Origin of the sequence: Sinimarinibacterium thermocellulolyticum (assembly GCF_040327995.1) — a bacterium.
Classification (GTDB): domain Bacteria; phylum Pseudomonadota; class Gammaproteobacteria; order Nevskiales; family Nevskiaceae; genus Solimonas; species Solimonas thermocellulolyticum.
On sequence record NZ_JBEPIJ010000006.1, the window covers coordinates 162653 to 187459 of the forward strand.

The window sequence follows — 24807 nt, forward strand, 5'->3', positions numbered from 1 at the left end:
CCGCCAAGTTGGGAGATTCCGATGCTGCGCAAACCCTTTGCCCGTCTCGCCTCGCGGCTGCTGCTCGCCGCCGGTGCGATGATCGTTCTGCCGGCGCCCGCCGCCGTCGTCGAAAAGGCCGTCGACTACGAGATCGACGGCGTCACGCATCGCGGTTACTTCTACTTCGACGACACCGTGAAGACCGCGCGAGCGCTGGTGCTCTTGGTGCCCAACTGGCTCGGCACCAACGCGACCAACCGCCGGCAGGCTGCCGAGATCGCCGGACAGCGCTACGTGGTCTTCGTCGCCGACATGTACGGCGCCGAGCGCCAGCCGGCCGACCCCCAGGCCGCTGGCAAGGCGGTGCAGGCGCTTTACGGCAACCGCGCCTTGCTGCGCGCACGCGCTACGGCCGCGCATGCCGCGGCGGTCCAAGCGGCGCCCGCGCTCGGCGTGCCGGCCGACGTATCCAAGGTGGCGGCGATCGGCTTTTGCTTCGGCGGCGCCACCGTGCTCGAACTCGCGCGCACCGGCATCGACATCGCCGCTGCGGTATCTCTGCACGGCAACCTGTCGCTGCCGGGCACGATCGAGAACGCGCCGATCCGCGCGCGCATCCTGGCGCTGCACGGCGACGCCGACCCCTACGTGCCGGCCGAACAGGTCGAGGCCTTCGTCAAGGAAATGCGCGCGGCCGATGTCGACTGGCAACTGGTGAGCTACGGCGGCGCGGTCCATTCCTTCACCGACCCCGATGCCAACATGCCGGGCCAGGCGATGTACGACGCCAAGATTGCCCGGCGCGCCTTCGCGACGATGCACGATTTTCTCGCCGAGGCCTTCGCCAGCGTCGACTGATCCAAGACCGGTGTGCGCGCGGCCGACGCTTGGACAGCGCCGGCGCCCTCGATGACAATGCAACCGGTCGACCGGAGTACCGCGCGATGAACCGCCAGCGACTGCAAGAGCACCTCGATGCGCTACGCGCCGAGCTGGAACGTCTACCAGCACAAGCGCCGGGTCGCGAGCGCCTGCGCCAGCTGGTCGAACGCATCGACGCGCAGCTCGATGAGCAACGCGACAGCGAACCGCACGAGTCTTTCCTGAGCGGCGTCCGCGAGGCCGTGGCCGATTTCGAAGCCGAGCATCCGCGCGCCGCCGGCTTGCTGCGCCGCTTGGTCGACACCCTCAGCTCGATGGGGATCTAAAGCCACGCGCGGCGCTGGCGTCGCGCGCACAATCTGCCTATGCTCGTAGCTCCACCGCTCAGGGAGTCAAACGCATGGCCACGCAAGGTTTCGAGTCGCAACTCAAGGCGTTCCGCAAGAAACTCGATTCGGTTGCCGCATCGCGCAAGAAGCAGATCGCCGCGCTGCGCGCCAAGGCAGCGGAGGCGGCGCTGAACTGGGTGATGTCGCACGAAGACCGCGTCAACCAGTTCAAGCGCGCGGTCAAGGGCACGCCGGTCGCCGGTGCGGTCGACAAGCTGCTCGATCTGCTCAAGTCCGAAGCCCAGCCGAACAAGCCGGCGAAGAAGGCCGCGAAGAAGGCGCCGGCCAAAAAAGCGACCAAGAGAGCCGCGAAAAAGGCACCGAGCAAGACTGCCCCAACGTCCTGAAGCCGGTCCGCAGCACGTTCAAAGCCGTCGTTCGCGACGGCTTTTTCGTTCAGGCACGCGTGCGCAGGCCGAGCACGCCGGCCACGGCGATCGCGCCGGCGGCGATCGACAGCCACAGCGCCGCCGCGCCCCAGTGATCGAGGGCGACACCGAACAGCATGGGCGCCGTGGCCTGGGCCAGCCGCGCCGGCGCTTCGAGTAGGCCAGCGCGGCGACCGAAGCCTGTGGTGCCGAACAGCGCCAGCGGCAGCGTGCCCTTGACGATGGTCATGATGCCCACACCGGCGCCGTGCAGCGCCGCGAACGTGAATGCCAGCGGCCCGCCGAACAGCGCGAACAGCATCGCGCCCAGCGGGTGCAGCACGCTGGACAGCCGCGCCGTCGCCAGCGGATGCAGCCGCGACAACCAGCCGGCCTCGACCACGCGCCCGACCACCTGCGCGATGCCGACCAGCGACGCCGCCGCGACCGCCTGCGCGGGGCTGCAACCGCCGAGTTCGAGCAGTCGCGGCAGGTGCGTGGCCATCGCTGCGAAGACGAAGCCGCTGGCGGTGAACACCAGCGCCAGCAACCACAGGGTCCGCGGCGGCGGTACGCCGACGCCGTCGCCGGCGGCCGCCGCCGCCACTGCGGGATGCGCAGACATCGGTGGCGACGGCGGCAGCAGCCAGGCGTGGATGCCGGCGCCAACCGTCAGATGCAGCACGGCCCAGACCACGCAGGCGGCGCGCCAGCCGGCCTCGGCCTCGATCGCCGCAGTCAGCGGCCAACTGATCGTGCTGGCGAAGCCGGCGATCAGGGTGATGCCGACGATCGCCCGCCGCGCGCGTGCACCGTAAAGCCCGACCATGGTCGAAAACGCCGCGTCGTATAGCCCCATCGGCATCGCCGCGCCCATCAACAGCCAGCCGAGCAGCAGACTCCAGCGATCCTCTGCGAGCGCGAGCACGATCAGCGCCAGCGCGAACAGCGCGTTGGACGCGAGCAGCACGCATCGGCCGCCATGGCGGTCGATGCGCGCACCGGCGAAAGGGCCGAGCATCGCGGCGACCAGCAGCGCGCCGGAGAAGCTCGCGTAAACCCACAGCGGCGCAAGGTCCATATCCGCGGCCATCGGCCGCGCAAGTATCGCCAGCAGGTAATAGCTGCTGCCCCAGGCCAGCAGTTGCCCGGCGCCGGCGGCGACGACGACGCGCCAGGCCGGCGACGACGGTGTCGCGCTCAAGCGCAGCGCTGCTGCGGCGGGTCCGCGACGCCGCCGAGGTGGTCGAGAATCAGGCGCTCGATGCGCGGCAACAGCGCCCGTGGCAGATCGTGACCCATGCCGTCGATGATCTCCAGTTGCGCGTGCGGCAGGCGCTTTTTCAGATCGTGCGCGGCGGCGACCGGCACCAGCGGATCGTCCTTGCCATGGATGATCAGCGTCGGCGCGCGCACCTGCCTGAGCAAGGACGCGCGGCTGCCCGAAGCCATGATCGCGCTGAGCTGACGCACGAAGCCCTGCGGATGCACGTTGCGGTCGATCTGGCGGACCACCTTGTCACGCAGGTCCGCCTCGGCTTCCGGATAGCCCGGGCTGCCGAGAAGACGCCAGGTCTTCATGCCGTGCGCGATCAGGCCCTCGCGATCCAGACGCGCCGGTCGTTTCAGAAGGTGCAAGCGCAGATCCAGCCGCGGCCCCGGCAGCCAGGGATGGCCGCTGCTCGACATGATCGACGTCAGGCTCGCCACGCGCGGCGCATGCCGCGCAGCGAGAATCTGCGCAATCATGCCGCCCATCGACACGCCGACGACGTGCGCCCGCGCGATGTCGAGCGCATCGAGCACGCCGACCGCGTCCAGCGCCATGTCATCGAGCCGGTACGGCGCGCGCACCGGTAGCCTCAGCGTATGGGCGATGCCGTTGCGCAGCAGCGGCGGCTTGCCCAGATGATCGAGCTTGCTCGACAGGCCGACGTCGCGGTTGTCGAAGCGCACGACGCGATAGCCTGCCGCGGCGAGGCGTGCGCAAAAATCGTCCGGCCACAGCACCATCTGGCCACCGAGGCCCATGATCAGCAGGATCGCCGGATCCTGGGCACGACCGAAGGACTCGACCTCGATCTCGATACCGTTGGCCTGGACGCGGGGCATGCGTTTATTCCATGGGAGAACCGGCGCGCATTCTGGCACCAGGCGGCACCGGCACCGCATTGGCGGCGGGGTCAGTCGCCGCCGGCGCTCGGCACCGCGAGCGTCGTGCGCACAGCAGCCTCGGCAGCGCCGACGCCGGTGCGCCGATCGAGTCGATCCGCACGATCAGCACCACCATCGTGAACGCATCCATGATTGCTGGCCCGCTGGCTTGCGACCCGCCGGCAAGTGGCCAGCGTTCAGCGGACAGCGCAGCGTCGGGAGCTGCCTGACGCGGCGAATGGCCGTGAACGGCGGCGCGAGGGCAACCGGACCGATGAAGCGACGGCCGGCGGCGACCGGCGGCATTGACGCGACCGAAAACGACCACTGGTGCGGCGGTTGGCGCCGCTCGCGACCGATGGCAACCGTCCTACACGAGGCGCTTCGTAGAGTCCGCTCGTCGGGGCAGTACCCCAAGACGCAGCAATCACGAGGAGCTCACCATGATTCGCTTTTCAACGATCGGCGCCATCGTCGGCGCCGGATTCTTGCTCGGTGCCTGCGGTGGCGGCGGCTCACCGCCGGCCGCGCCGCCGAGTCGCAGTGATACCGACTACATCGTCGTCGCCCGCGTCGGCGGTCCGCTCGACCCGGTGCAGGATCAGGTCAGCAGCGGCGTCTTCGCGCCACTGGCCGAGGCGGCGGCAGGCACCCCACTCGAAGCGGTGATCCGCTGCGCCGATGAAGTCGTGACTTACAACGTGCTCGATCTGGGCGACACCGTGCTGGCGCAACTGCAGGCCACGTTGCTCAGCGGCGGTGGCACGCCGCTCGATCCGAATCCGGCCGCGCTGACCGCCGCGCTGGGTTCGCTGGCGGCAAACCTGACGCAGTTGCTCGAATCGCTGGCCGGGCTTGGCGAGGGCTGCACCGCCGACATTCTTGCGCTCGAGCGCATCGACTCCGGCGTGAATCCGCTAGAGGGCACACCGCTGGCGCCGCTGGGCGCTGCGCTCGGACCGGTGCTTGCACAGATCGCGTCGCTGGTCAATGGCAGCGGCAACGCCGGCGAGGACCTGCAGTTGTCAAGCGTCGCCGCGCTCGTCGCACAGCTCAAGCTCGCGCTGCAGAACGGCCTCGCCCAGGTTCCGGCCGAGGCCTACGAGACGCCGATTGCCGGCGCCGCGCTGACGACGCTGTCGATGGCGCTCGACGACACCAGTGCCTTGCTCGATGCCGCGCTCGCCTACGACGGCCCCGCGACCGGCGCCGGCGTACAGGTGCTGCTGGAGCACACACTGGTGAATCTGCTCACAGAGGTCGTGCCGGTGCGCGCCTTCGAGGCGCAGGCAGGTCAGCATGGCCTGATCAGTGGCCCGATCGAAAGCGGTGCCGCACAGCTCGCGGCGCTGCTGGGTCAGCTCGTCGGCACGGTCAGCACGCCGGTGCTCGCCAATACGCTCGGTGGTGCGCTCGACCCGGTGCTCGATCCGATCGAGAACGAGTTGCTGCCGGCACTGCTCGCCCCGCTCAGCGAGGCCCTCGCCGGCATCGGCGGTGGCGGCGGCGGCAATCCGCTGGGGCCGGTGCTCGGCATCGTCCAGAGCGTGCTCGGCACGCTGGCCGGTGGCATCGGCGGTGGCGCCGGCGGCGGTGACTGCCCGTTCGCCGGGCTGCCGCTGCTGTCGGTGCTCTGCGGCGACGGCGGTTGATCGGCGTTGCCTGCGATCACCACGCGGTCCGCGGCGTCGGGCCAGCTCGCGGCATCGCGCGCTGGCCCATTCGCCACGCGCGCGGCCGCGTCCTCGACACCGGGCGCAACTGCGGGTCGGGATCACGGCAAACGCAGGCCACGACCGCCGCAGCGGGGCGCCCGAGAACAAATGGACAATGTTCATCCGGGCGCTAGAATCCGTCCATGGGGCGTCGCAACCAGCATTCCCGTGAACAGCAGCGCGACATGGCGATCGCCGCGGCCGAACTGATTCTCGTGCGCGAGGGCTTCGGCGGGCTGTCGATGCGCAAGGTCGCCGACGCGATCGGCTACACCGTCGGCCAGCTCTATCTGATCTTCGAGAACCAGGACGATCTGCTCGCGATCATCAACGAGCGCACCACCGATGCGATCTACGGCCACCTGCGCGACCGCGCCGAAACCATCGTCGAACCGCTCGCGCGTCTGCGCGCGCTGGCGGCCGCCTACATCGAATTCGCACAACGCCATCCGCACCGCTTCCGCATGCTGTTCGAACACCAGTTGCCGCCGGCGATGCAACCGCGGCCAAGCAGCGAGCTGCGCATCAAGCGCATGTTCGAGCTGGTCGAATCCACGCTCGCGCCGCTGCTGCCGAGGACCTCACCGGCACGCCTGCGCCAGACCGCGGCGACGCTGTGGAGCGGGGTCCACGGCATCGCCGCGCTCGCGGTCGGCGGCAAGTTGAAATGGGCCGGCGACGCCGATTTCCAGCGCTACAGCGACCAGCTCGTCTCCACCTTCGTCGCCGGCCTGGCGCACGTTTGAAACCGGCGCGGTTCAGCGCTCGACACCGTACTCCTTGAGCAGCTTCTCGGTGCGCGCCTGCGCGAGCTGATTGATCAGCTTGCCGGCCTCGAACTGGTCGCGCAGCGTCTTGGCGAGCGTGAAGGTCGCGCCGGTGAGAAACAGGGTGCCGAGCACCAGATAGCCGCGCATCCAGATCGGCACCTCGCCCATCATGACGATGCCGAACAGCATGCCGCCGAGCGCGCAGGCGAAGGACACCTTGACGAAGAACACCCAGGCGGGCGAATCCAAGCGCGTGCTGTCGTACTGGTTTTCCATGTCGAGACTCCTTTTCTAGAACGTCGAGATCAGATCACCGAGCCAGCGGCCAGGCGCGCGCGGGTCGGCAAGCAGCACGCACAGACAGTTGAGCACCGCGGTTCTCAGCGATAGGCGCAGCAAACGCCGCAGGCGCAGTCCGCGTGGCGTAGTGACCTGGCGGCAGTCGTGAACGTCATTCATTTGTTGGTCGTGATGATGTGCCATCGGCCTGAACCCGCGCTTTGAGCGTCGCCATGGCCGCATCGACCTCGGCCGCGACGGTCACGCGCTCGGCTTCGCGATCGAGGCTGTGCGCCTCTTCGACCAGCTCCGCGGCGGCGGCGGCTTCGGCCTCGAGGCTGCCGGCCTTTTGCGCCAACCGGTCCAGTTTCTGCGCCCGCGCCATTGCCCGGCCGTAGTGATCGCGAAATCGCAGGGCGACGCCGGCGGCCTCGCCCGCCGTCAGGCAGGCGCGGATCTCGGCGGCGCGGATCTGCGCCTCGGCGAGCTCGCGCTTGAGCTGATCGATCTGCTGGCGCACGCGCTGCGCCGCCTGCTGCGCCGAAGCCAGCGGGCGCTCGCGCGCCTTTGCCTGCGCGCGCGCCGTTACCGCGCGTTGCAGGGCTTCGCGGGCGAGCCGCTCGTCGCCGGCGCGCAGCAGCGCTCCGGCTTTCGCGTCCCAGCCGGTGGCGTCCTCATGCAGGCGGTCGCGCTCCTTAGCGAGGCGCTTGTGCGCGCCTAGCGCAACGACCAGCGCCCGCTGCGCCGCCTGGATGTCCTCGGTGAGGTCGCGCAGCACCTGCTGTGCCATGACATCCGGATTCTCGACCCGGTCGAGACCGTGGTGCGCATGGGCCGCGACCATCTCGCGGATTCTTGCCATCAGACTTGCCATTTTGACTCCTCGTGTCGCGGTAATGAACGCCGCTCATTAAAGATTGTTATGAACAGTGTTCATTGTCAAGCGCTCAGCAAGACCGTCACGAAAGCTTCACGCAGCCGTCATCGATCGCACACCCGGCATCCGGATCATGCCGGCCGTGAAAACAGGGATTTACGCATGAGCGCGCCGATCCGATCGTCGCCGAGGCCGCGGCGCAAGGACCATATCGAGCCCCACGGCAAGACCCACTATCGGACGATCTGGATCTCCGACGTGCATCTGGGCACGCCCGGCTGCAAGGCGGCGCACCTGGTGGACTTTCTCAAACACCATACCTGCGATCACCTCTACCTGGTCGGCGACATCGTCGATGGCTGGAAGCTGCGCTCCGGCTGGTACTGGCCGCAGGAGCACACCAATGTCGTGCGCAAGATCCTGACCAAGGCCAAGCGCGGAACTCGGGTCCACTACGTCACCGGCAATCACGACGAGTTCCTGCGCAAATTCGTCGACTACAAGCTGCAGATCGGCAACATCCGGCTGGTCAACGAGGCCGTGCACCAGACCGCCGACGGCCGCCGCCTGCTGGTCATCCACGGGGATCTGTTCGACGTGATCACGCGCTACCACCGCTGGATCGCGATGGCCGGCGACGCCTTGTACGAAGGCACCATGCGCTTCAACTTCTGGTTCAACCGCGCGCGCGCGATGTTAGGCATGCGCTATTGGTCGCTGTCGGCCTTTGCCAAGCAGCACGTCAAGACGGCGGTGAACATCGTCTCGACCTTCGAGGACTCGCTCGCGCGCGAGTGCCGGCGCCGCGGCTTCGACGGTGTGGTCTGCGGCCACATCCATCACGCCGATGCGCGCGACATCGGCGGCGTGAGCTACTACAACTGCGGCGATTGGGTCGAGTCGTGCACGGCACTGACCGAGGACAATAACGGCCGCATCCAGGTCGTGCGCTGGGTCCAGCTCGATCACTTGAACCAGGGATCCCCGACGGTGGCGCCAGTCACGGACGCGCGCCGCGCGGCCTGATCGGCAGACGCTAGCGCCTTGCGCTTGCATCTCCCCGCGAGGTCTGCAGACTAGGCCGCTGATTCCGACTGCGGGCGCCTCATGCGCACTTGTCTCACCGTGGGTCTGACCGGCGGCATCGCCAGCGGCAAGTCGACCGTGCAGAACGCCTTCGCTGCGCTCGGCGTGCCCGTCCTCGACGCCGACCAGGTCGCTCGTGAGGTGGTGGCACCGGGCTCGCCCGCGCTCGATGCGATCGCTCGCGAGTTCGGCGCCGATATGCTGCTCGCCGACGGCTCGCTCGATCGTCGACGGATGCGCGAGCATGTGTTCGCCGAGCCGCAGCGGCTGCGGCGTTTGGAAGCGATCACGCACCCGCCGATCCGCGCACGCATGCGCACCTGGCTGTCGGAACAGCGGGCGCCCTACTGCGTGCTCAGCGTCGCGATTCTGCTCGAGGCGCGGATGCATGACCTCGTGGATCGGGTACTCGTGGTCGACGTGCCGGTGGCGGTCCAGCGCGAGCGCCTTCGCGCCCGCGACGGCATCGACGATGTCTTGATCGAGCGGATGCTCGCGGCGCAGTCCTCGCGCGAGGCACGCCTGGCGGCAGCCGACGACGTGTTGCGCAACGACGGTCCGCTGGCACGCACCCAGCAGCACGTCGAGCGACTCCACCGCTTCTACCTCGGCCTGGCCGCGGACGGCACGCCAAAGGCGCCAGGGCTGCGTTTGCCGGCATCCGTGATCTAGTTCACAATGGAGTTTTGTAGCGGGAAGGGGGCTTCGGGTGTCTGAGGCGGGCGAAACCATTGCCTTCGAGCAACCGCTGACCGAGCGGGTGCGCACCTTCCTGCGGCTGGAGTTCTTGTTCAGCCAGCACGAGCACCATCGACAGGACCACAGCGAGTTCGGCGTGCGTGCGACGCTGCACACCATGCTCGATACGCTCGTGGTGTTGTCGCGTTCGGACTTGAAGAACGACATCCTCAAGGAACTCACCGATCAACACGCACATCTGACCCGTCTCGCCGCCACGCCGGGCATCGATCGTGACCGGCTCGGCGACATCCTCACGGACATCGCGCGCGCGCAGAACGGCCTGCAGCAGCTCGCGACCCAGTTTGCGGGCTCGTTGCTGCGCGAGAGCGACTTTCTCAACGGCATCCTCAACCGCTCCGGTATTCCCGGCGGTACCTGCGGCTTCGACCTGCCGCATTACCACTACTGGCTGTCCCAGCCTTACGAACGCGTGCGCCGCGATCTCGACGCCTGGCGCGCGGACATCAAACCGTTCACCGATGCGATCAGCCTTTACCTGCAGCTGCTGCGCACCAGCGTCGAGCCGCGAGCCGCTGATGCGCGCGGCGGCATGTACGTCGTCACCCCGCCGGGGCCGTGTCAATTGATCCGCGTGCTGGTGGCCAAGCAAGCCGGCGTCTATCCCGAGATCAGCGCCGGCAAGCACCGCTGCACGGTGCGCTTCATGGACGCGCGATCGGCCACCGGCCGCGCGCAGCAGACGTCCGCGGACATCGGCTTTTCGATCCAGTTCTGCGCGCTGTGACCACGGCCAGCGCAACGACCGCTCGCATCGCCGCCTGCCCGCATTGCGGCAGATCGGCGCGCCTGGATGCGAGCAACCCCTGGCGGCCGTTCTGCAGCGAACGCTGCAAGCTGATCGACCTCGGAGCGTGGTTTAGCGAGGCGCGCTCGATTCCCGTCGGCGAGGCATCCGATCCCCTGCTCTCTCCGACGCAGCAAATGGCCGAGGACCGCGAATCCTGACCGTGCGTGGCATCCCCGCCGGCAAGACCCTGCCGCACGGCGCATGACCGAGTCGTCGGTGCGGCCGCGAGCCGCGAAGCGTGCCAGCGCGCGGCTGCGGCGCGTGCGCACGTCGTCCCCCTGGATCATCCCGCTTCAGGCCCGCGCCAATACGCCGAGACGCCGGCAACGCCCTGCGCCCACGCCGCGAAAGCCCGTGGCAGAACCTCGGGCCCGACGCCGCCGATGGCGTAGACCGGCAGCGCGATGCTGCCGCGCAGCGCGGCGAATCCGTCCCAGCCGAGTGGGGATGTTTCGGGGTGGCTCGGGGTCGGGAGCACCGTGCCGAGCACGGCGGCATCGAAACCGAGCGCCGCGGCACGGCGCAGGCCCGCACCATCGTGCACGGAAGCCAGGCGCAAACCTTTGACCGCGGGTGCCGCGGTGAGCGCCTGCAGCGTGGCGTCCGTGGCATGCCAGCCCGCCGCGCCCAGCGCCGTGACCATCGCCGGATCACGGTCGAGCAGCAGTTGCAGGCCGTGCTGCGCGGCGCGCGGCAGTAGCCGTGCGGCGAGATCGCGGTAACGCGCGTCGTCGAGCGTGGGCAGGCGCAGGCGCAGCAGGGCGCCGGGTGGCAGGTGTCCGAGCCCGGCAAGGATCTCGTCGGCGCGCGCCGCGGGCGGCGTGAAGACGTAGTGCTCGGGCAGGGTCAAGGCACGCACGATCGGCGCCACGGTCGGCAACGCCTGCGGCCATGCCGCCAGCGCTGACGGTGCGACCCAGCGCAGCGTCTGGCCCTCGCGCGGCTGCGGCTCACCATCGAAGGCGTCGACGCGCCAGGTTTCGAGCACGACGCTGCGGTTGCTGTACTCGTGGCGAAAGCGGATCAGCGGCCGCGCCGCGCGCACGCGCACGCCGAGTTCCTCCTCGATCTCGCGCGTCAGTGCGTCGATCGCGGTCTCTCCCGGTTCGATCTTGCCGCCGGGAAACTCCCACCAGCCGGCGGCGATCTTGCCCGCTGGCCGCTGCGTGAACAGCACCTCGCCGCCGGGCCGGCACAGCACCCCGGCCGCGACGTGGATCAGCGGGCGTGCCGGGGCCGTCACGCAGCACCGCTGCGCGCCGGCGAGCGCCCGAAACGAGGGGCGGCGCGGCAGGCCCGGACGCTCACGAGCACCGCGCCGGAGACGGCGTCACCGATGTGCTCACGTGCGGTATTCGGCGTTGATCTTCACGTAGTCGTAGCTGAAGTCGCAGGTCCAGATGCGCGCGCGCGCATCACCGCGGCCGAGATCGACGCCGATGGTGAACTCCGGCTTGGCAACCACCGCAGCGCCGCGCTCCTCGCGGTAGTCCGGATGCGGCTCGCCGTTTTCGAGCAGAATCACCTCGTCGAGCTTTACGCCGACACGCGCCGGATCAAGGCCATCGACACCGGCCTTGCCGATCGCCATGACGATGCGCCCCCAGTTGGCGTCACCGGCGAACATCGCCGTCTTCACCAGCGGCGAGTTGGCGATCGCATAGGCGACCTGGCGCGCCTCGGCCGTGCTGGCGGCGCCGCCGACCTCGACGGTGATGAAGCGCGTCGCGCCCTCGCCGTCGCGCACGACCGCGTGCGCGAGCTCGATGCACACCGCGCGGATGGCATCGAGCACGATGTGATAGTCGGCGTCGCCACGCTCGATGTCGTGCGTACCGACCTTTGCCGTCGCACACAGCACGCAGGCGTCGTTGGTGGAGGTGTCGCTGTCGACGGTGACGCAATTGAACGAGTCATCGACGGCGGCACGCAACGCCGCGTCGGCGGCAGCCGGCGTGAGCCGCGCATCGGTGGCGACGAATGCCAGCATCGTCGCCATGTGCGGCTCGATCATGCCGACGCCCTTGGCGATGCCGGTGACCGTAACCTCGCCCTGCGCGGTCCGCACGCGCCGGCTCGCGCCCTTGGGCACGGTGTCGGTGGTCATGATCGCGCGCGCCGCGGCAAGCCAGGCATCCGGCGCCAGTGCGGCCACGGCCCTGGGGATCGCCTCGCCGATGCGCTGCACCGGCAGGCGCTGCCCGATCACGCCGGTCGAGAACGGCAGCACTTCTTCGGGCGCGCAGCCGAGCGCGGCGGCGAGCGCGGCCGTCGTCGCGCGCGCATCGTCGAGCCCGCCGCGACCGGTCGCGGCATTGGCATTGCCGGCGTTCACCAGCAGTGCGCGCTGCGCCGCCGTCCGCGAAAGACGTTCGCGGCACAGCCGCACCGGTGCGGCCGCAAACGCGTTTTGCGTGAACACGCCGGCGACGCGGCTGCCGGGTGCCAGCTCGATCACCAGCAGGTCTTTTCGACCCGGCTTCTTGATCGCCGCCTCGGCGGTACCCAGGCGCACGCCGGCGACCGGCCACAGCGCGGAAGGTTCAGAGAGGTTGACGGCCATGCCTTGAGTCTCCACTCCAGTTTGCGGTTTTTAGCCGGAAAGCCGCTCGGCTCGTCTGGAAACTCCCAACTGGACACCGTGTCAGACCAGCGCACCGTGACAGTGCTTGTACTTCTTGCCGCTGCCGCAGGGGCAGGGGTCGTTGCGGCCGACCTTGGGCATCTCGCGCACCACGGTCTGCGGCCGCGGGGGCGGCGGCGCAGCCTGCTGCAGACGCCGCGGCGCGCTCGCGGCAGGTGCCGCCGGCGCCGGCGCCGCAGCCACGGCAGTCGACTCGACGCCGGGCGCCGACTCGTGCTGCAACTGCATCATCCGCTCGCGCGCCTCGGCCTGGCGCCGGCGCTGCTCTTCGACCTCGCGCACTTCCGCCTCGGTCTGGATGCGCACGCGCGCGAGCATCGAGGTCACGTCGTGCTTATAGCGCGCCAGCATCTCGTTGAACATCGCGAAGGCCTCGCGCTTGTACTCCTGCTTGGGATCCTTCTGCGCGTAGCCGCGCAGATGGATGCCCTGGCGCATGTAGTCCATCGACGCCAGATGCTCGCGCCAGAGGTTGTCGAGCACCTGCAGCATGATCGCCTTTTCGAAGTGCTCCAGCACGGCGGCGCCGACCTGTGCTTTCTTCGCGGCGTAGGCCTCGGCCAGCTTGTCGATGATGCGCGCGCGCAGACCCTTCTCGTTGAGGTCTTGCTCCTCGTCCAGCCACTGGCGGATCGGCAGGTCGAGCGCGAAATCGCGACGTAGCGCCTCCTGCAGGCCGTCGACGTTCCACAAGGTCTCGGGCGTCTGCGGCGGGATGAAGGCATCGACCACGGCGTTGATCACATCGGGCCGCACTTCCTCGACCATCTCGGTGACGCGCTCGGCGCCCATGATGCTGTCGCGCAGTTCGTAGATCGCCTTGCGCTGATCGTTGGCGACGTTGTCGTATTCGAGCAGATGCTTGCGGATGTCGAAGTTGTGCGCCTCGACCTTGCGCTGCGCAGTCTCGATCGCGCGCGTGACCCAACGGTGCTCGATCGCCTCGCCTGGTTCCATGCCCAGGCGTTGCAGCATCGCGCGCATACGCGGCGGCGTGAAGATGCGCATCAAGGTGTCGTCGAGCGACAGGAAGAAGCGCGACGCGCCCGGATCGCCCTGCCGGCCGGCACGGCCACGTAGCTGATTGTCGATGCGCCGTGACTCGTGGCGCTCGGAGCCGATCACGTAGAGTCCGCCGGCCTGCAGCACCTGCTGGTGGCGCTGCAGCCAGGCCGCCTTCGCCGCCTCGCGCGCGGCCGTGTCTTCTGTCGGAATCTGCGCGAGTTCGGCTTCGAGATTGCCGCCGAGCACGATGTCGGTACCACGGCCGGCCATGTTGGTGGCGATGGTCACCGCGCCCGGACGTCCGGCCTGGGCGATGATCTCGGCCTCGCGCTCGTGCTGCTTGGCATTGAGGACCTCGTGGCGGACGCCCTCCTTCTTCAGCAGGCCGGAGAGCAGTTCCGACGTTTCGATGCTCGCGGTGCCGACCAGCACCGGCTGCTGGCGCGCATGCGCGTCCTTGATTTCTTTGATGACGGCGTCGAACTTTTCCTTGGCCGTCATGTAGACCAGGTCGCCATGATCCTTGCGGATCATCGGCTTGTTGGTCGGGATGACGACCACTTCGAGCTGGTAGATGTTCTGGAACTCGAAGGCCTCGGTGTCGGCGGTGCCGGTCATGCCGGACAGCTTTTCGTAGAGGCGGAAGTAGTTCTGGAAGGTGATGCTCGCCAGCGTCTGGTTTTCCTGCTGGATCGGCACGCCCTCCTTGGCCTCGATCGCCTGGTGCAGGCCATCGCTCCAGCGACGTCCCGGCATCATGCGGCCGGTGAATTCGTCGATGATGACGACCTGGCCGTTGCGCACGATGTACTCGACGTCGCGCTTGTACAAATGGTGTGCGCGCAGCAAGGCGTTGAGATGGTGCAGCAGGATGACGTTGGCGGCGTCGTAGAGGCTGTCGTCCTCACCGAGCAGACCGCTGCTGCGCATCAGTGACTCGACCTTCTCGTGGCCCTCTTCGGTCAGATGCACCTGCTTGGTCTTTTCGTCGACCGAGAAATCACCCGGACCGTCTTCCTCGGCCTGACGCACCAGGCGCGGGATCAGCGCGTTGATCTTGCGGTACAACTCCGGATCGTCGTCGGTCGGTCCGCTGATGATCAGCGGCGTGCGCGCCTCGTCGATCAGGATCGAATCGACCTCGTCGACGATCGCGTAATGCTGTCCGCGCTGGACCTTGTCCTTGAGCGAGAACGCCATGTTGTCGCGCAAGTAGTCGAAGCCCAGCTCGTTGTTGGTCGCGTAAGTGATGTCGCAGGCATAGGCCTGCCGCTTTTCCTGACTGGACTGTCCGGACGTGATGACGCCGACCGTCAAGCGCAGGAAGCGGAAGATGCGGCCCATCCACTCGGCATCGCGCCGCGCCAGATAGTCGTTGACGGTGACGATGTGCACACCCTTTCCGGGCAGCGCATTCAGATACGCCGCGAGCGTCGCGACCAGGGTCTTGCCCTCGCCGGTGCGCATCTCCGCGATCTTGCCCTCGTGCAGCACCGCACCGCCGATGAGCTGCACGTCGAAGTGCCGCATGTTGAGCACACGCTTGCCGGCCTCGCGCACGACGGCGAAGGCATCGGCCTGGATCTGCTCCAGCGTCTCGCCCTTGGCCAGACGTTCGCGCAACACGCGGGTCTGGTCGGCGAGCGCATCGTCGCTCATCGCGGCGTAGTGGGGCTCCAAGGCGCCGACCGCGGCGACCAGGCGATCCAGACGCTTGAGAATGCGCTGATTGCGGCTCCCGAAGACGCGAGCCAGCAGGGTGTTGAGCATAGCTTTCAGTGGTGGAGCCTGCGCGCGCGCGCAACGGCAAGGGTCGACTCAAGGCCGCGTATTATGCCCTTGTTGCGGCGGTCCTCGTCCGATTCAAGCCTTGGCCGCCATCGCGCCGCGCTTTCAGCGCGCTGCGCGGATGTACTGCTCGGGGTTGACCATCACGCCGTTGAACAGCACCTCGAAGTGCACGTGAGGCCCGGTGGCGCGCCCGGTCGAGCCGAGCCGCGCGACCGGCTGGCCTTTGTTCACCCGATCGCCCGGCTTGACGAGGATCACGCTGTTATGGCCGTAACGGGTGGTGTAGCCGTTGCCGTGATTGATCTCGACCAGGTTGCCGTATCCGTCGCGGGCGCCGGCCTCGGTGACGATGCCGGCGGCGACGGCGAGCACGTTCGAACCGGGGCGACCGGCGAAGTCGATCCCCAGGTGCCGCGTGCGCCGGCCGGTGAACGGATCGGTACGCACGCCGAACAGCGAACTGATCCAGCCGCCCTCGATCGGCCAGCCCGAAGGCCGCACTTCGTTTTGCAGCCGGCTCGCCAGCAAAAGGTCTTCGAGTACGCGGAACTGGCGCTCGCGATCGGCGAGTTGACGCTCGAAGCTGCCCAGGGACAGCAGCAGGGAATCCAGGCCGGTCTCGGGCAAACTCGCGGACTCCGGACCGCCGACCGGCGGCTGCTCGCCGAAGCTAAACTCGCCGCTGTCCAGGCCGGCGATCTCGGTCAGACGCTGGCCGGCCGCATCCAGGCGCATGACGTGCGCCTGCAGCTGCGCGATGCGCCGCGCCAGCGCCGCCGAGTTACGTTCGGCCTCGGCACGGGCCTGCTCCAAGGCGGCGCGCTGCGTCCTCACTTCGCTCGACCAGCGCTCGAGCAGGGCGGTGGACAAATCGGAGCGCCGCTGCGGTTCGTCGCCCAGCCCTGCGGCCAGCCATCCCGCACCGAAACCGAAACTCAGTAGGATGGCGGTCACGACCAAGGCCGGCAGCCAGCACAGCGCGCGGCGCGGATCCAGCGCGAAGCGCCAGGTACGGCCACGCTTGTGGCTGACGACGATGATGTCCATCACGATTTCATGAGCCCCGAACGATCCGACCCCCGCCCCATCCAGCAAATCCTGCGTCAGCACACGTCGATGGCCGGCGCCACCTTGGCGCGCGCCGAGCAAATCGCCGGCATCAATCGCAGCCTGCGCGACTGGCGCGACGCGCCGTGGATCCGCGACGTCCGTATCGCCAACCTACGCGGCGACACCGTCGTGGTCTACGCCACATCGGCGGCGGCGCTGGTCCCGCTACGGGGCCTCGCCCCGTCCCTGCTGACCTGGCTGCAGACGCGCTACCAGATCGCTTGCACCCGCATCGAAACCAAGGTCAGACCCGCGCCGCAACGAACGCACGGCCGAGTGTATCGGCCACCGCCGCCCGAGCGCAAGCCAAGTGGCTGAAACTGCGGCTTTTCCCTGACTGGCGGATCAGTATCGTGATTCAGGCGGCCGCGGCGGCACCGCGGACGAAACGGATCGGGGCCGGCTGCGCCGCGTCCTCGAAGGTCACGATCTCATAGGCGGCCGCGTCGTCGAGCACTGCCCGCACCAGCTTGTTGTTGAGGGCGTGCCCCGACTTGTACGCGGTGAACGCGCCGATCACCGGATGCCCCAGCAGGTACAGATCACCGATCGCATCGAGGATCTTGTGGCGCACGAACTCGTTGTCGTAACGCAGCCCATCGTGGTTGACGACGCGGTAATCGTCGAGGGCGACGACGTTGTCGAGGCTGGCTCCCAAGCCGAGGTTCGCGGCACGCAGCGTGTCCAGCTCACGCATGAAGCCGAAGGTACGCGCCCGGCTGACCTCGCTGACGTAGCTGGCGGTGGAAAACTCCACGACCGCGCTTTGCGCGCTGGCGCGCAAGGCCGGATGCCGAAAATCGATGGAAAACGACAGCCGGAAGCCGTCGTAGGGTTCTAAGCGCGCCCATTTGTCGCCTTCCGCGACCTGCACCGGCTGGCGGATACGCAAGAAGCGCTTCGGCGCGTCCTGCTCGTGGATGCCGGCGGATTGGATCAGGAACACGAAGGGACCGGCGCTGCCGTCCATGATCGGCACCTCCGGCGAAGACAGCTCGACCACACAGTTGTCGATGCCCAGACCAGCGAAGGCCGACATCAGATGCTCGATGGTCATGACCTTGGCGCCGTCGTCCGCCACCAGGGTGCTGCACATCACCGCTTCGCGCAGCAGGTAGGCATCGGCCGGCACTTCGGCGACCGGCTGCAGATCGGTACGGCGAAACACGATGCCGGTATCCGGTCCGGCCGGCAGCATGGACATGTAGACCTTGCGGCCCGAATGCAGGCCGATACCACTGGCGCGAACCGCCTGCTTGAGTGTGCGTTGTCTGACCATTCGCCTCGAAGGTGCCGGAATCGAAAAAGAGCGCCGTGCGACCGCGCACGGCGCTGTTGTGACCGCCGACTTTAACACGGGTTCAGTGGCGCTCCGATCCGACGGCGGGAACCGCCGGATCGGATGAGCCCTCGCTGAACCTGCGGCGTTCCGCGGCCTGACCGCGTCCATGGTCGCCGGTTCATCCAGCGACCAGGCCTTCAATCGGCCAGGCCTTCAATCGGTCAAGCCTTCAATCGGCTTGATTCCGCAGGAAGGCGGGGATGTTGATGATGTCCTCGTCCAGTCCGAGCGGAAAGGCGCTGCCGCCGCCGGTCGCGTACTTGCGCTGTTGACGGTGCACCGCGGGGATGTCGAGCTTGGGCGAGCCCAGCGGCGGCATCTGCGGGGCGTTCGGCAGCGTCGTCTGCGGCCGCACGAACGGGGCGACGTTCGGATTGAGCGGCGCGGTCGGCGCCGCTGCCACCTGGTGCTTGTTGCCGGGCAGGCCAGTGGCGACCACGGTGACGCGCAGCATGCCGTCGAGATCGGGGTTCATCGACATGCCGCACTTGGCATCGGCCTCGTCGGACGCGATCTCGGCGACGCGCGAGTTGATGTATTCGAGCTCCTCCATGGTCAGCGACTCATCGCAGGTCACGTTGACGAGCAGGCCGCGCGCACCGTGCAGCTCGATGTCGTCGAGCAGCGGGCTCGACAGCGCCATCTCGACGGCCTTTTCGGCACGCCCCTCGCCGCTGGCCTGGCCGATGCCCATCATCGACATGCCGCGATTGCTCATCACCGTGCGCACGTCGGCGAAGTCGACGTTGACCAGACCCGGCCGCGTGATCAGATCGGAAATGCCCTGTACCGCGTTTTGCAGCACGTCGTTGGCCGCCTTGAAGCAGTTGAGCACCGTGATCTTGGTCCCGAGCACCAGACCGAGCTTCTCGTTCGGGATCATGATCAGCGAGTCGGTGTATTGACGCAGCTCGTCGATGCCCTTCATCGCCACCGCCATGCGCTTCTTGCCTTCGTGCGCGAACGGCTTGGTGACGACGGCGACGGTGAGGATGCCGAGCTCCTTGGCGATCTGGGCGATCACCGGCGCCGCGCCGGTGCCGGTGCCGCCGCCCATACCGGCGGTGACGAAAAGCAGATCGGTGCCCTCGATCATCTCGCGGATGCGGTCGCGGTCCTCCTCGGCAGCCTGACGGCCGATCTCGGGATTGGAACCAGCACCGAGCCCGCGCGTGATCTCGGCACCGAGCTGCAGCTGGTTGGTCGGCACGCAGCGCTCCAGATGATCGCGATCGGTATTGGCGCAGATGAAGTCCACTCCCTCGATACCGGCCTGCGCCATCTGGTTGACGGTATTGCAACCGCCTCCGCCGACACCGATCACGCGGATCACCGCGCGCTTGCGTTGCCCGTCGTCGATCTCGAAGACCTCTCGTACTTGTCCGCCCATGTCACTGCTCCTGCGCCGTCTGGCGCGCTGTGTTCCTGTCACCCGTCGCAGGGGTCGATGCTTGATCGTCACCGAACCGGCCTGCTGTTTTTTTGTATCTATTACGCCGCAAATCTACCGTAATCCTTCACTGTTTGAATGTCAATAAAAATCCGTCAATAATCTCTAGTTAAAAACTTCCTCTGAACCAATCTCCGGCCCGTTGCAGCCAGTAGCCGAAACCCTGCATCGGCGTCGGCGCCGGTTGCGGGCGGCTCTGCCGGCCATACAGCAACAGTCCGATCGCCGTCGCATAGGCGGGATCGCGGGTGATGTCCTTGAGTCCGTCGACGTTGTGCGGCGTACCCAGACGCACGGACAGGTCGAACACCTCCGCGGCGAGCTCGACCACGCCCGGCATCTGCGCCGAGCCGCCGGTGAGCACGATGCCGCCGGCGATCATGTCGAACCAATCGGCGCGCACCAGCTCACGCCGGATGAAGTGGAACAGCTCCTCGTAGCGCGGCTTGATGACCTCGGCCAGCGTCAGGCGTGACAGACGTCGCGGCGGCTGTTCGCCGACACCCTTGACCTCGATCTCTTCATGACCGGCGGCGTACTGCGGCAGGGCGACGCCGTGCTTGAGCTTGAGTTCTTCGGCGTACGGCCCCGGCGTGCGGAACGCGACGCTGATGTCGTTGGTGACCTGGTTGCCGGCGATCGGCAGCACGGCGGTGTGGCGGATCGTGCCGCCCTTGAACACGGCGATGTCGGAGGTGCCGCCGCCGATGTCGACCATGCACACACCGAGATCGCGCTCGTCGGGCAGCAGGGTCGCGTAGCTCGACGCGAGGTGCTGCAGGATCAGCTTGTCGACCTTCAGGCCGCAGGACTCGACGCATTTGTAGATGTTCTGTGCCGCCGAGATCGACCCGGTGACGATGTGCACCTTGGCCTCGAGACGCACGCCATGCATGCCGACTGGATCCTGGATGCCCTCGCGGCCGTCGATGACGAACTCCTGCGGAATCACGTGCAGGATCTTCTGGTCCGCGGGAATCGCGATCGCGCGTGCGGCGTCCATCACGCTGTCGACGTCGCGCTCGCTCACCGCGCCGGCGCGCACCGGCGCGACGCCGGTCGAATTGAGGCTGCGGATGTGCGTGCCGGAGATGCCGACGTAAACCGACTTGGCGCTGCAGTTCGCCATCAACTCGGCCTGCTCGATCGCGCGCTTGATCGCTTGCGTGGTCAGTTCGATGTTGACGACGTCGCCGCGGTTCATGCCGCGCGAGACGTGTTTGCCGCTGCCGACGATCTCGACCCGTCCGTCGGGGGTGACCTGCCCGATCACCGCCACGCATTTGGACGTGCCGATGTCCAATCCGACCAGCAGGCTGCGTTCTTCGCGTCGTGCCATGGTGTTCAGTTCCCTTGGTTACCGGCAGCAGGCTCGCGCCAACCCACCGAGAATCCGTTCGTGTAGCGCAGATCGATGTGCTCGACGTCCGGCATCTGCGCTGCCAGCGCGCGCGCCGCCGGCCCGAGCAGCATGTCGACGCCCTGAAGCGGATCGTTGCGGCCGAAGCGCAGCTCGATGCCGTCGACGGTGGTCGCGGTCCAGTCGCCACGCGCGTCCAGACGCAGGCCGGCGAGCGCGAAGCGTGTGCCTTCCAGCTTCGCGGCGAGCTGCGTGAACATCGTCAGCACGCGCCGCTCGCTGCCCTCGGGGCCGGCGAGCCGCGGCAGCGTGGCGGCGACCTCGCGGCCGGCGGGATCGAAACGCGTGCCGTCGACATCGAGCAACAGGCCGCCATGCCAGTGCGCCGCTGGCTCGCGCTCCCAGACGCGCACCCGCACCGTTGCCGGCCACTCGCGCTCGACGCGCGCACGCGCCACCCACGGCAGTGCGGCGGCGGCCCGCTGCACGGCCTTGAGATCGACTTCGAAGAAGCGGCTCTGCAGCAGCGGCCGCAGCGCGCGATCGAGCTCGGCCGGATCGATCCACTCGAAGCGCGCCTGCACCTGCAGGCGTGCCACCGGCGCAAGGCCGGTGAACTGGAAGAAGGACCAGACCGCCGCCACTGCGCCGAGCAACGCGCCCGAGCCGAGCATGAAGCGCGACAGCCGCGACGGGGCCGGCATCTGGTCGTCGCGCATGGGGGCATCAAGGCTCATGACCATCACCGTCATCGCCCGTCTCCGGCGGCTGGCAGCGTCGTTTCGAGCACCGCCCAGCACAGCTCGGCGTAGTCCATGCCGCGCGCGCGCGCCGCCATCGGCACCAGGCTGTGCGCGGTCATGCCCGGTACCAGGTTGGCCTCGATCAGCCAGGGCTCGCCCTCGCCGTCGAGCATGAAATCCACCCGCCCCCAGCCACGCGCACCGAGCGACGCGAAGGCGCGAACGCAGAGCGACTGCACGCGCGCTTCGAGCGCCGCGTCGAGCCCGCTCGGACAGTGATAGCGCGTCGCATCGGAGACGTACTTGGCGTGATAGTCGTAGAACTCCCCGTCCGGCTCGATGCGGATCGTCGGCAGTGCCTCGCCGTCAAGCAGCGCGCAAGTGAACTCGTGGCCCAGCGCACAGCCGCCGATGTAGCGCTCGGCCATGACCGTGCGGCCGCGCTCGCCGACCGCCGCGGACCACGCCTTGTCGAGCTGCGCCGGCGACTTGACCTTGGTGACGCCGACGCTGGAGCCCTCGTCCGACGGCTTGACGATGAACGGATAGCCGAAGTGCGCCGCCGCCGCATCCAGATCGGCGCGGCTGCGCAAGAAGCGGTAATCCGGCGTCGGCAGCCCTTCGGCCATCCACAACCGCTTGCTGCGCAGCTTGTCCATCGCCAGCGCCGAGGCGAGCACACCACTGCCGGTGTAGGGGATGCCCTGCAGATCGAGCACCGCCTGCACGGTACCGTCCTCACCACCCGTGCCATGCAACACGTTGAACACGCGGTCGATGTGCTGTTCGCGCAGGCGCAGCACGTTCTCGCGCGTAGCGTCGATGGCGACCACGTCCACGCCCTTGCCGCGCAGCGCCTCGACCACGCCCGCGCCCGACCACAGCGAGACCTGGCGCTCGGCCGACCAGCCGCCCATGAGCACGGCGACGCGACCGAACGCGCGCGGGTCGCGGATCCGCGGACGCCAGACGTAAGACGTAGAGCTTGCCGCGACGGTCATGCCGGTTCTCCAACCACACGCACTTCGGTCACCAGTTCGACGCCGGTCTGCGCCTTCACGGTCAGCGCGATGTGCGTGATCAGGGCCTCGACATCGGCGGCACGCGCGCCGGCCTGGGTGATGATGAAATTGGCGTGCTGCGTCGACACCTCGGCACCGCCGATGCGATGACCCTTGAGCCCGCAGGACTCGATCAGGCGCGCGGCGTGATCGCCCGGTGGATTGCGGAAGGTGCTGCCGGCGCTGGGCTTGCCGACCGGCTGCGTCGCCTTACGCTGCGCCAGCGAGGCACGGGTGTAACGCGCGTGCTCGCCGTCCGGGTCCGGCTCGACCTTGAAGCGCGCACCGAGGAATCCCAGCGCGTCCACCGGCAGCTCGACGTGCCGATACCGGTAGTGCACCGCTTCCGCTGCGATCCAGTCGGTGCGGCCGTCGCGCAAGATCAGTTCCGCGGCCTCGACGCGCGGCCAGGTCTCGCCGCCCCAGGCACCGGCGTTCATCGCCAGCGCACCGCCGACCGTGCCGGGGATGCCGGCCATGAAACCGAGCCCGGCGAGGCGCTCGCGCTCGGCGAACTTGGCCAGCCGCGCGCAGTGCACGCCGGCCTCGGCGTGGATGCGGCGCTCGCCGCCGCGGTCCTCGCAACGCACCGCGTCCAGGGCGTTGTGCAGGCAGATCACGGTGCCGCGAAAACCGCCGTCCCGCACCAGAAGATTGCTGCCGAGCCCGATCCACAGCAGCGGCTCGTCGGGCGCGAGGGTTCGCACGAAGGCGAGCAAGTCCTCGCGGTCGGCCGGCTCGAAGTAGCGGTCGGCCGGCCCGCCGACGCGCCAGGTGGTATGCCGCGCCAGCGGCTCGCCGTACAGCAGCCGACCGCGCGGCGCGAGGCTGGGCGCCGCACTCATGCGCCAGCTCCGAACCGCTGGACGAGCTGCGCCGGCAGACTGCCGACGTCGCCGGCGCCGAGCGTGAGGATCACGTCGCCGTCGGCGACGATGCGTTCGAGCAGCGCCGGCGCCTCGGCCAGACCCTGCGGCAGCAGCACCGGCTCGACGCGACCGCGCGCACGTATGCAGCGCGCCAGCGCGCGCGCATCGGCGTTCTCGATCGGCGCCTCACCGGCGGCGTAGACCTCGGCGAGCAGCAGCGCGTCGGCCTCGGACAGCACCGCGCAGAAGTCATCGAACAGATCGCGCGTGCGCGAGTAGCGATGCGGCTGGAACACGACGACCAGACGGCGGCCTGGGTGCGCGGCGCGCATCGCCTGAAAAGTCGCCGCGATCTCGCGTGGGTGATGGCCGTAGTCGTCGACCAGGAGCGCGGCGCGGCTGCCGAAACGCAGCACGCCGTGCTGTTCGCAGCGCCGGCCGATGCCCTGAAACCCGGACAGCGCGCGCTGCATCGCTTCGACACCGACGCCGAGTTCGCGGCCGATCGCGACCGCCGCCAGCGCGTTCTGCACGTTGTGGCGCCCGGGCAGGTTCAGGTGAAACTCGGCACGAAAACCATCCGTGCCGACCGCGGTGAAGTGCGCACCGCTGCCCTCGGGGCGGACGTCGACGCCGCGCAGGTCCGCGTCCTCGGCAAAGCCGTAGGTCAGCAGCGGTCGCGCGACCTCGGGCAGCGTCTGGCGCACGATGGCGTCGTCGACGCACATCACCGCAAGGCCATAGAACGGCAGACGGTGCAGGAACTCGACGAAGGTCGCGCGCAGCCGCGAGAAATCGTGCGCGTAGGTTTCGAGATGATCGGCATCGATGTTGGTGACCACGGCGATCATCGGCGACAGATGCAGGAACGAGGCGTCGCTCTCGTCGGCCTCGGCGACCAGGTAGGCACCGCCGCCGAGCCGCGCGTTGGCGTCGGCCGATTTGAGCTTGCCGCCGATCACGTAGGTCGGATCGAGCTGGCCCTCGGCGAGCACGCTGGCGACCAGGCTCGTCGTCGTGGTCTTGCCATGCGTGCCGGCAATGGCGATGCCGTAGCGAAAGCGCATCAGCTCGGCGAGCATCTCGGCGCGCCGCACGATGGGTATACGGTGCTCGCGTGCGTAGCGATATTCCGGGTTGTCGGACTTGACCGCGGACGACACGACGATGGCGTCGGCGCCGACTGCATGCGCGGCGTCGTGACCGAGGCTGATGCGCGCGCCCAGCGCCGCCAGCCGCCGCGTCACGGCACTGTCCTTCAGATCGCTGCCGCTGACTTCGTAGCCGAGGTTGAGCAGCACCTCGGCGATGCCGGCCATGCCCGAGCCGCCGATGCCGAGCATGTGGATGCGACGCACGCGCCGCATCGGCCGCATGGTCA

At 68.3% G+C, this 24807-nt stretch carries 27 protein-coding genes; 10 read left to right on the top strand and 17 right to left on the bottom strand.

From position 1 onward, the window contains the following. The first annotated feature begins 21 nt into the window (after positions 1 to 21). The 3 genes from ABSH63_RS07460 to ABSH63_RS07470 all read left to right on the top strand — a co-directional run bounded on the left by ABSH63_RS07460 (position 22) and on the right by ABSH63_RS07470 (position 1600). Positions 22 to 840, top strand: a complete 819-nt coding sequence (locus tag ABSH63_RS07460; protein WP_352888687.1) for a dienelactone hydrolase family protein — start codon at positions 22 to 24, stop codon at positions 838 to 840. 86 nt (positions 841 to 926) lie between these two features. Continuing rightward, positions 927 to 1190: a DUF4404 family protein gene (locus ABSH63_RS07465; RefSeq protein ID WP_352888688.1), complete on the top strand. Its 264-nt coding sequence runs from the start codon at positions 927 to 929 to the stop codon at positions 1188 to 1190. A gap of 74 nt (positions 1191 to 1264) precedes the next feature. Beyond that, positions 1265 to 1600 (top strand): hypothetical protein, encoded by a 336-nt coding sequence (locus tag ABSH63_RS07470; RefSeq protein WP_352888690.1) that lies wholly within the window; start codon positions 1265 to 1267, stop codon positions 1598 to 1600. A gap of 49 nt (positions 1601 to 1649) precedes the next feature. On the opposite strand, the gene ABSH63_RS07475 is transcribed toward ABSH63_RS07470, so the two are convergent. From ABSH63_RS07475 to ABSH63_RS07485, 3 genes are read right to left on the bottom strand one after another with little or no spacing between them, the layout of a single operon-like run. Further along, a complete protein-coding gene (locus tag ABSH63_RS07475; protein ID WP_352888692.1) occupies positions 1650 to 2825 on the bottom strand; it encodes an MFS transporter in 1176 nt (391 codons plus the stop codon). Continuing rightward, complete coding sequence (locus ABSH63_RS07480; protein ID WP_352888693.1) at positions 2822 to 3733, bottom strand: alpha/beta fold hydrolase; 912 nt, start codon at positions 3731 to 3733, stop codon at positions 2822 to 2824. Before ABSH63_RS07480 ends, ABSH63_RS07475 begins: the two co-directional genes overlap by 4 nt. A gap of 4 nt (positions 3734 to 3737) precedes the next feature. Beyond that, positions 3738 to 3926, bottom strand: a complete 189-nt coding sequence (locus tag ABSH63_RS07485; protein ID WP_352888694.1) for a hypothetical protein — start codon at positions 3924 to 3926, stop codon at positions 3738 to 3740. A 292-nt stretch (positions 3927 to 4218) separates the two neighbouring features. Here ABSH63_RS07485 and ABSH63_RS07490 point away from each other — a divergent pair, with 292 nt between their 5' ends. Together ABSH63_RS07490 and ABSH63_RS07495 are read left to right on the top strand one after the other, a co-directional pair. Continuing rightward, entirely contained in the window at positions 4219 to 5427 is a 1209-nt protein-coding gene (locus ABSH63_RS07490) for a hypothetical protein (RefSeq protein ID WP_352888695.1), read from the top strand. Between the two features lie 206 nt (positions 5428 to 5633). Continuing rightward, complete coding sequence (locus ABSH63_RS07495) at positions 5634 to 6236, top strand: TetR/AcrR family transcriptional regulator (RefSeq protein ID WP_352888697.1); 603 nt, start codon at positions 5634 to 5636, stop codon at positions 6234 to 6236. 12 nt (positions 6237 to 6248) lie between these two features. Here the strand turns inward: ABSH63_RS07495 and ABSH63_RS07500 are convergent, their stop codons facing one another. The 3 genes from ABSH63_RS07500 to ABSH63_RS07510 are packed head-to-tail and all read right to left on the bottom strand — an operon-like array spanning position 6249 to position 7413. After that, a complete protein-coding gene (locus tag ABSH63_RS07500; RefSeq protein WP_352888698.1) occupies positions 6249 to 6536 on the bottom strand; it encodes a YiaA/YiaB family inner membrane protein in 288 nt (95 codons plus the stop codon). A gap of 15 nt (positions 6537 to 6551) precedes the next feature. After that, a complete protein-coding gene (locus ABSH63_RS07505) occupies positions 6552 to 6719 on the bottom strand; it encodes a hypothetical protein (RefSeq protein WP_352888699.1) in 168 nt (55 codons plus the stop codon). Next, entirely contained in the window at positions 6712 to 7413 is a 702-nt protein-coding gene (locus ABSH63_RS07510) for a PspA/IM30 family protein (protein ID WP_352888700.1), read from the bottom strand. The genes ABSH63_RS07505 and ABSH63_RS07510 overlap by 8 nt, the downstream gene beginning before the upstream one ends. A 165-nt stretch (positions 7414 to 7578) precedes the next feature. Here ABSH63_RS07510 and ABSH63_RS07515 point away from each other — a divergent pair, with 165 nt between their 5' ends. The 4 genes from ABSH63_RS07515 to ABSH63_RS07530 all read left to right on the top strand — a co-directional run bounded on the left by ABSH63_RS07515 (position 7579) and on the right by ABSH63_RS07530 (position 10209). Further along, positions 7579 to 8442: a UDP-2,3-diacylglucosamine diphosphatase gene (locus tag ABSH63_RS07515; RefSeq protein ID WP_352888702.1), complete on the top strand. Its 864-nt coding sequence runs from the start codon at positions 7579 to 7581 to the stop codon at positions 8440 to 8442. A gap of 81 nt (positions 8443 to 8523) precedes the next feature. Continuing rightward, complete coding sequence (gene coaE, locus ABSH63_RS07520) at positions 8524 to 9174, top strand: dephospho-CoA kinase (RefSeq protein ID WP_352888704.1); 651 nt, start codon at positions 8524 to 8526, stop codon at positions 9172 to 9174. A 37-nt stretch (positions 9175 to 9211) separates the two neighbouring features. Beyond that, positions 9212 to 9988 carry a cell division protein ZapD gene (zapD, locus tag ABSH63_RS07525; protein WP_352888705.1) on the top strand — a complete coding sequence of 259 codons (777 nt, stop codon included), beginning with the start codon at positions 9212 to 9214 and terminating at the stop codon, positions 9986 to 9988. Beyond that, a complete protein-coding gene (locus tag ABSH63_RS07530) occupies positions 9985 to 10209 on the top strand; it encodes a DNA gyrase inhibitor YacG (RefSeq protein ID WP_434223257.1) in 225 nt (74 codons plus the stop codon). Before zapD ends, ABSH63_RS07530 begins: the two co-directional genes overlap by 4 nt. A 125-nt stretch (positions 10210 to 10334) precedes the next feature. On the opposite strand, the gene ABSH63_RS07535 is transcribed toward ABSH63_RS07530, so the two are convergent. From ABSH63_RS07535 to ABSH63_RS07550, 4 genes are all read right to left on the bottom strand, one after another. Beyond that, a complete protein-coding gene (locus ABSH63_RS07535; protein WP_352888707.1) occupies positions 10335 to 11294 on the bottom strand; it encodes a Nudix family hydrolase in 960 nt (319 codons plus the stop codon). A gap of 99 nt (positions 11295 to 11393) precedes the next feature. Continuing rightward, a complete protein-coding gene (argJ, locus tag ABSH63_RS07540; RefSeq protein WP_352888708.1) occupies positions 11394 to 12614 on the bottom strand; it encodes a bifunctional glutamate N-acetyltransferase/amino-acid acetyltransferase ArgJ in 1221 nt (406 codons plus the stop codon). Between the two features lie 81 nt (positions 12615 to 12695). After that, on the bottom strand, positions 12696 to 15470 hold the full coding sequence (gene secA / locus ABSH63_RS07545) for a preprotein translocase subunit SecA (protein ID WP_352888710.1): 2775 nt from the start codon (positions 15468 to 15470) through the stop codon (positions 12696 to 12698). Positions 15471 to 15593: 123 nt separating this feature from the next. Then, the gene (locus ABSH63_RS07550) at positions 15594 to 16538 is read right to left on the bottom strand and encodes a M23 family metallopeptidase (RefSeq protein ID WP_352888711.1); all 945 of its coding nucleotides are present in this window, start codon (positions 16536 to 16538) and stop codon (positions 15594 to 15596) included. A gap of 9 nt (positions 16539 to 16547) precedes the next feature. Here ABSH63_RS07550 and ABSH63_RS07555 point away from each other — a divergent pair, with 9 nt between their 5' ends. Then, the gene (locus tag ABSH63_RS07555) at positions 16548 to 16919 is read left to right on the top strand and encodes a hypothetical protein (protein ID WP_352888712.1); all 372 of its coding nucleotides are present in this window, start codon (positions 16548 to 16550) and stop codon (positions 16917 to 16919) included. Between the two features lie 40 nt (positions 16920 to 16959). On the opposite strand, the gene lpxC is transcribed toward ABSH63_RS07555, so the two are convergent. The 7 genes from lpxC to murC form a co-directional block, all read right to left on the bottom strand. Beyond that, positions 16960 to 17880 carry a UDP-3-O-acyl-N-acetylglucosamine deacetylase gene (gene lpxC / locus ABSH63_RS07560; RefSeq protein ID WP_352888714.1) on the bottom strand — a complete coding sequence of 307 codons (921 nt, stop codon included), beginning with the start codon at positions 17878 to 17880 and terminating at the stop codon, positions 16960 to 16962. Between the two features lie 232 nt (positions 17881 to 18112). Beyond that, on the bottom strand, positions 18113 to 19333 hold the full coding sequence (gene ftsZ, locus ABSH63_RS07565; protein ID WP_352888715.1) for a cell division protein FtsZ: 1221 nt from the start codon (positions 19331 to 19333) through the stop codon (positions 18113 to 18115). A 169-nt stretch (positions 19334 to 19502) separates the two neighbouring features. Beyond that, the gene (ftsA, locus tag ABSH63_RS07570) at positions 19503 to 20732 is read right to left on the bottom strand and encodes a cell division protein FtsA (protein WP_352888717.1); all 1230 of its coding nucleotides are present in this window, start codon (positions 20730 to 20732) and stop codon (positions 19503 to 19505) included. A gap of 5 nt (positions 20733 to 20737) precedes the next feature. Further along, the gene (locus ABSH63_RS07575; RefSeq protein WP_352888718.1) at positions 20738 to 21505 is read right to left on the bottom strand and encodes a cell division protein FtsQ/DivIB; all 768 of its coding nucleotides are present in this window, start codon (positions 21503 to 21505) and stop codon (positions 20738 to 20740) included. Further along, positions 21502 to 22497, bottom strand: coding sequence for a D-alanine--D-alanine ligase (locus ABSH63_RS07580; protein ID WP_352888719.1), 996 nt, complete (start codon positions 22495 to 22497; stop codon positions 21502 to 21504). The genes ABSH63_RS07575 and ABSH63_RS07580 overlap by 4 nt, the downstream gene beginning before the upstream one ends. Next, positions 22494 to 23402 carry a UDP-N-acetylmuramate dehydrogenase gene (gene murB / locus ABSH63_RS07585; RefSeq protein ID WP_352888720.1) on the bottom strand — a complete coding sequence of 303 codons (909 nt, stop codon included), beginning with the start codon at positions 23400 to 23402 and terminating at the stop codon, positions 22494 to 22496. Before murB ends, ABSH63_RS07580 begins: the two co-directional genes overlap by 4 nt. Continuing rightward, positions 23399 to 24802, bottom strand: coding sequence for a UDP-N-acetylmuramate--L-alanine ligase (murC, locus tag ABSH63_RS07590; RefSeq protein WP_352888747.1), 1404 nt, complete (start codon positions 24800 to 24802; stop codon positions 23399 to 23401). Before murC ends, murB begins: the two co-directional genes overlap by 4 nt. Between the last annotated feature and the right edge of the window lie 5 nt (positions 24803 to 24807).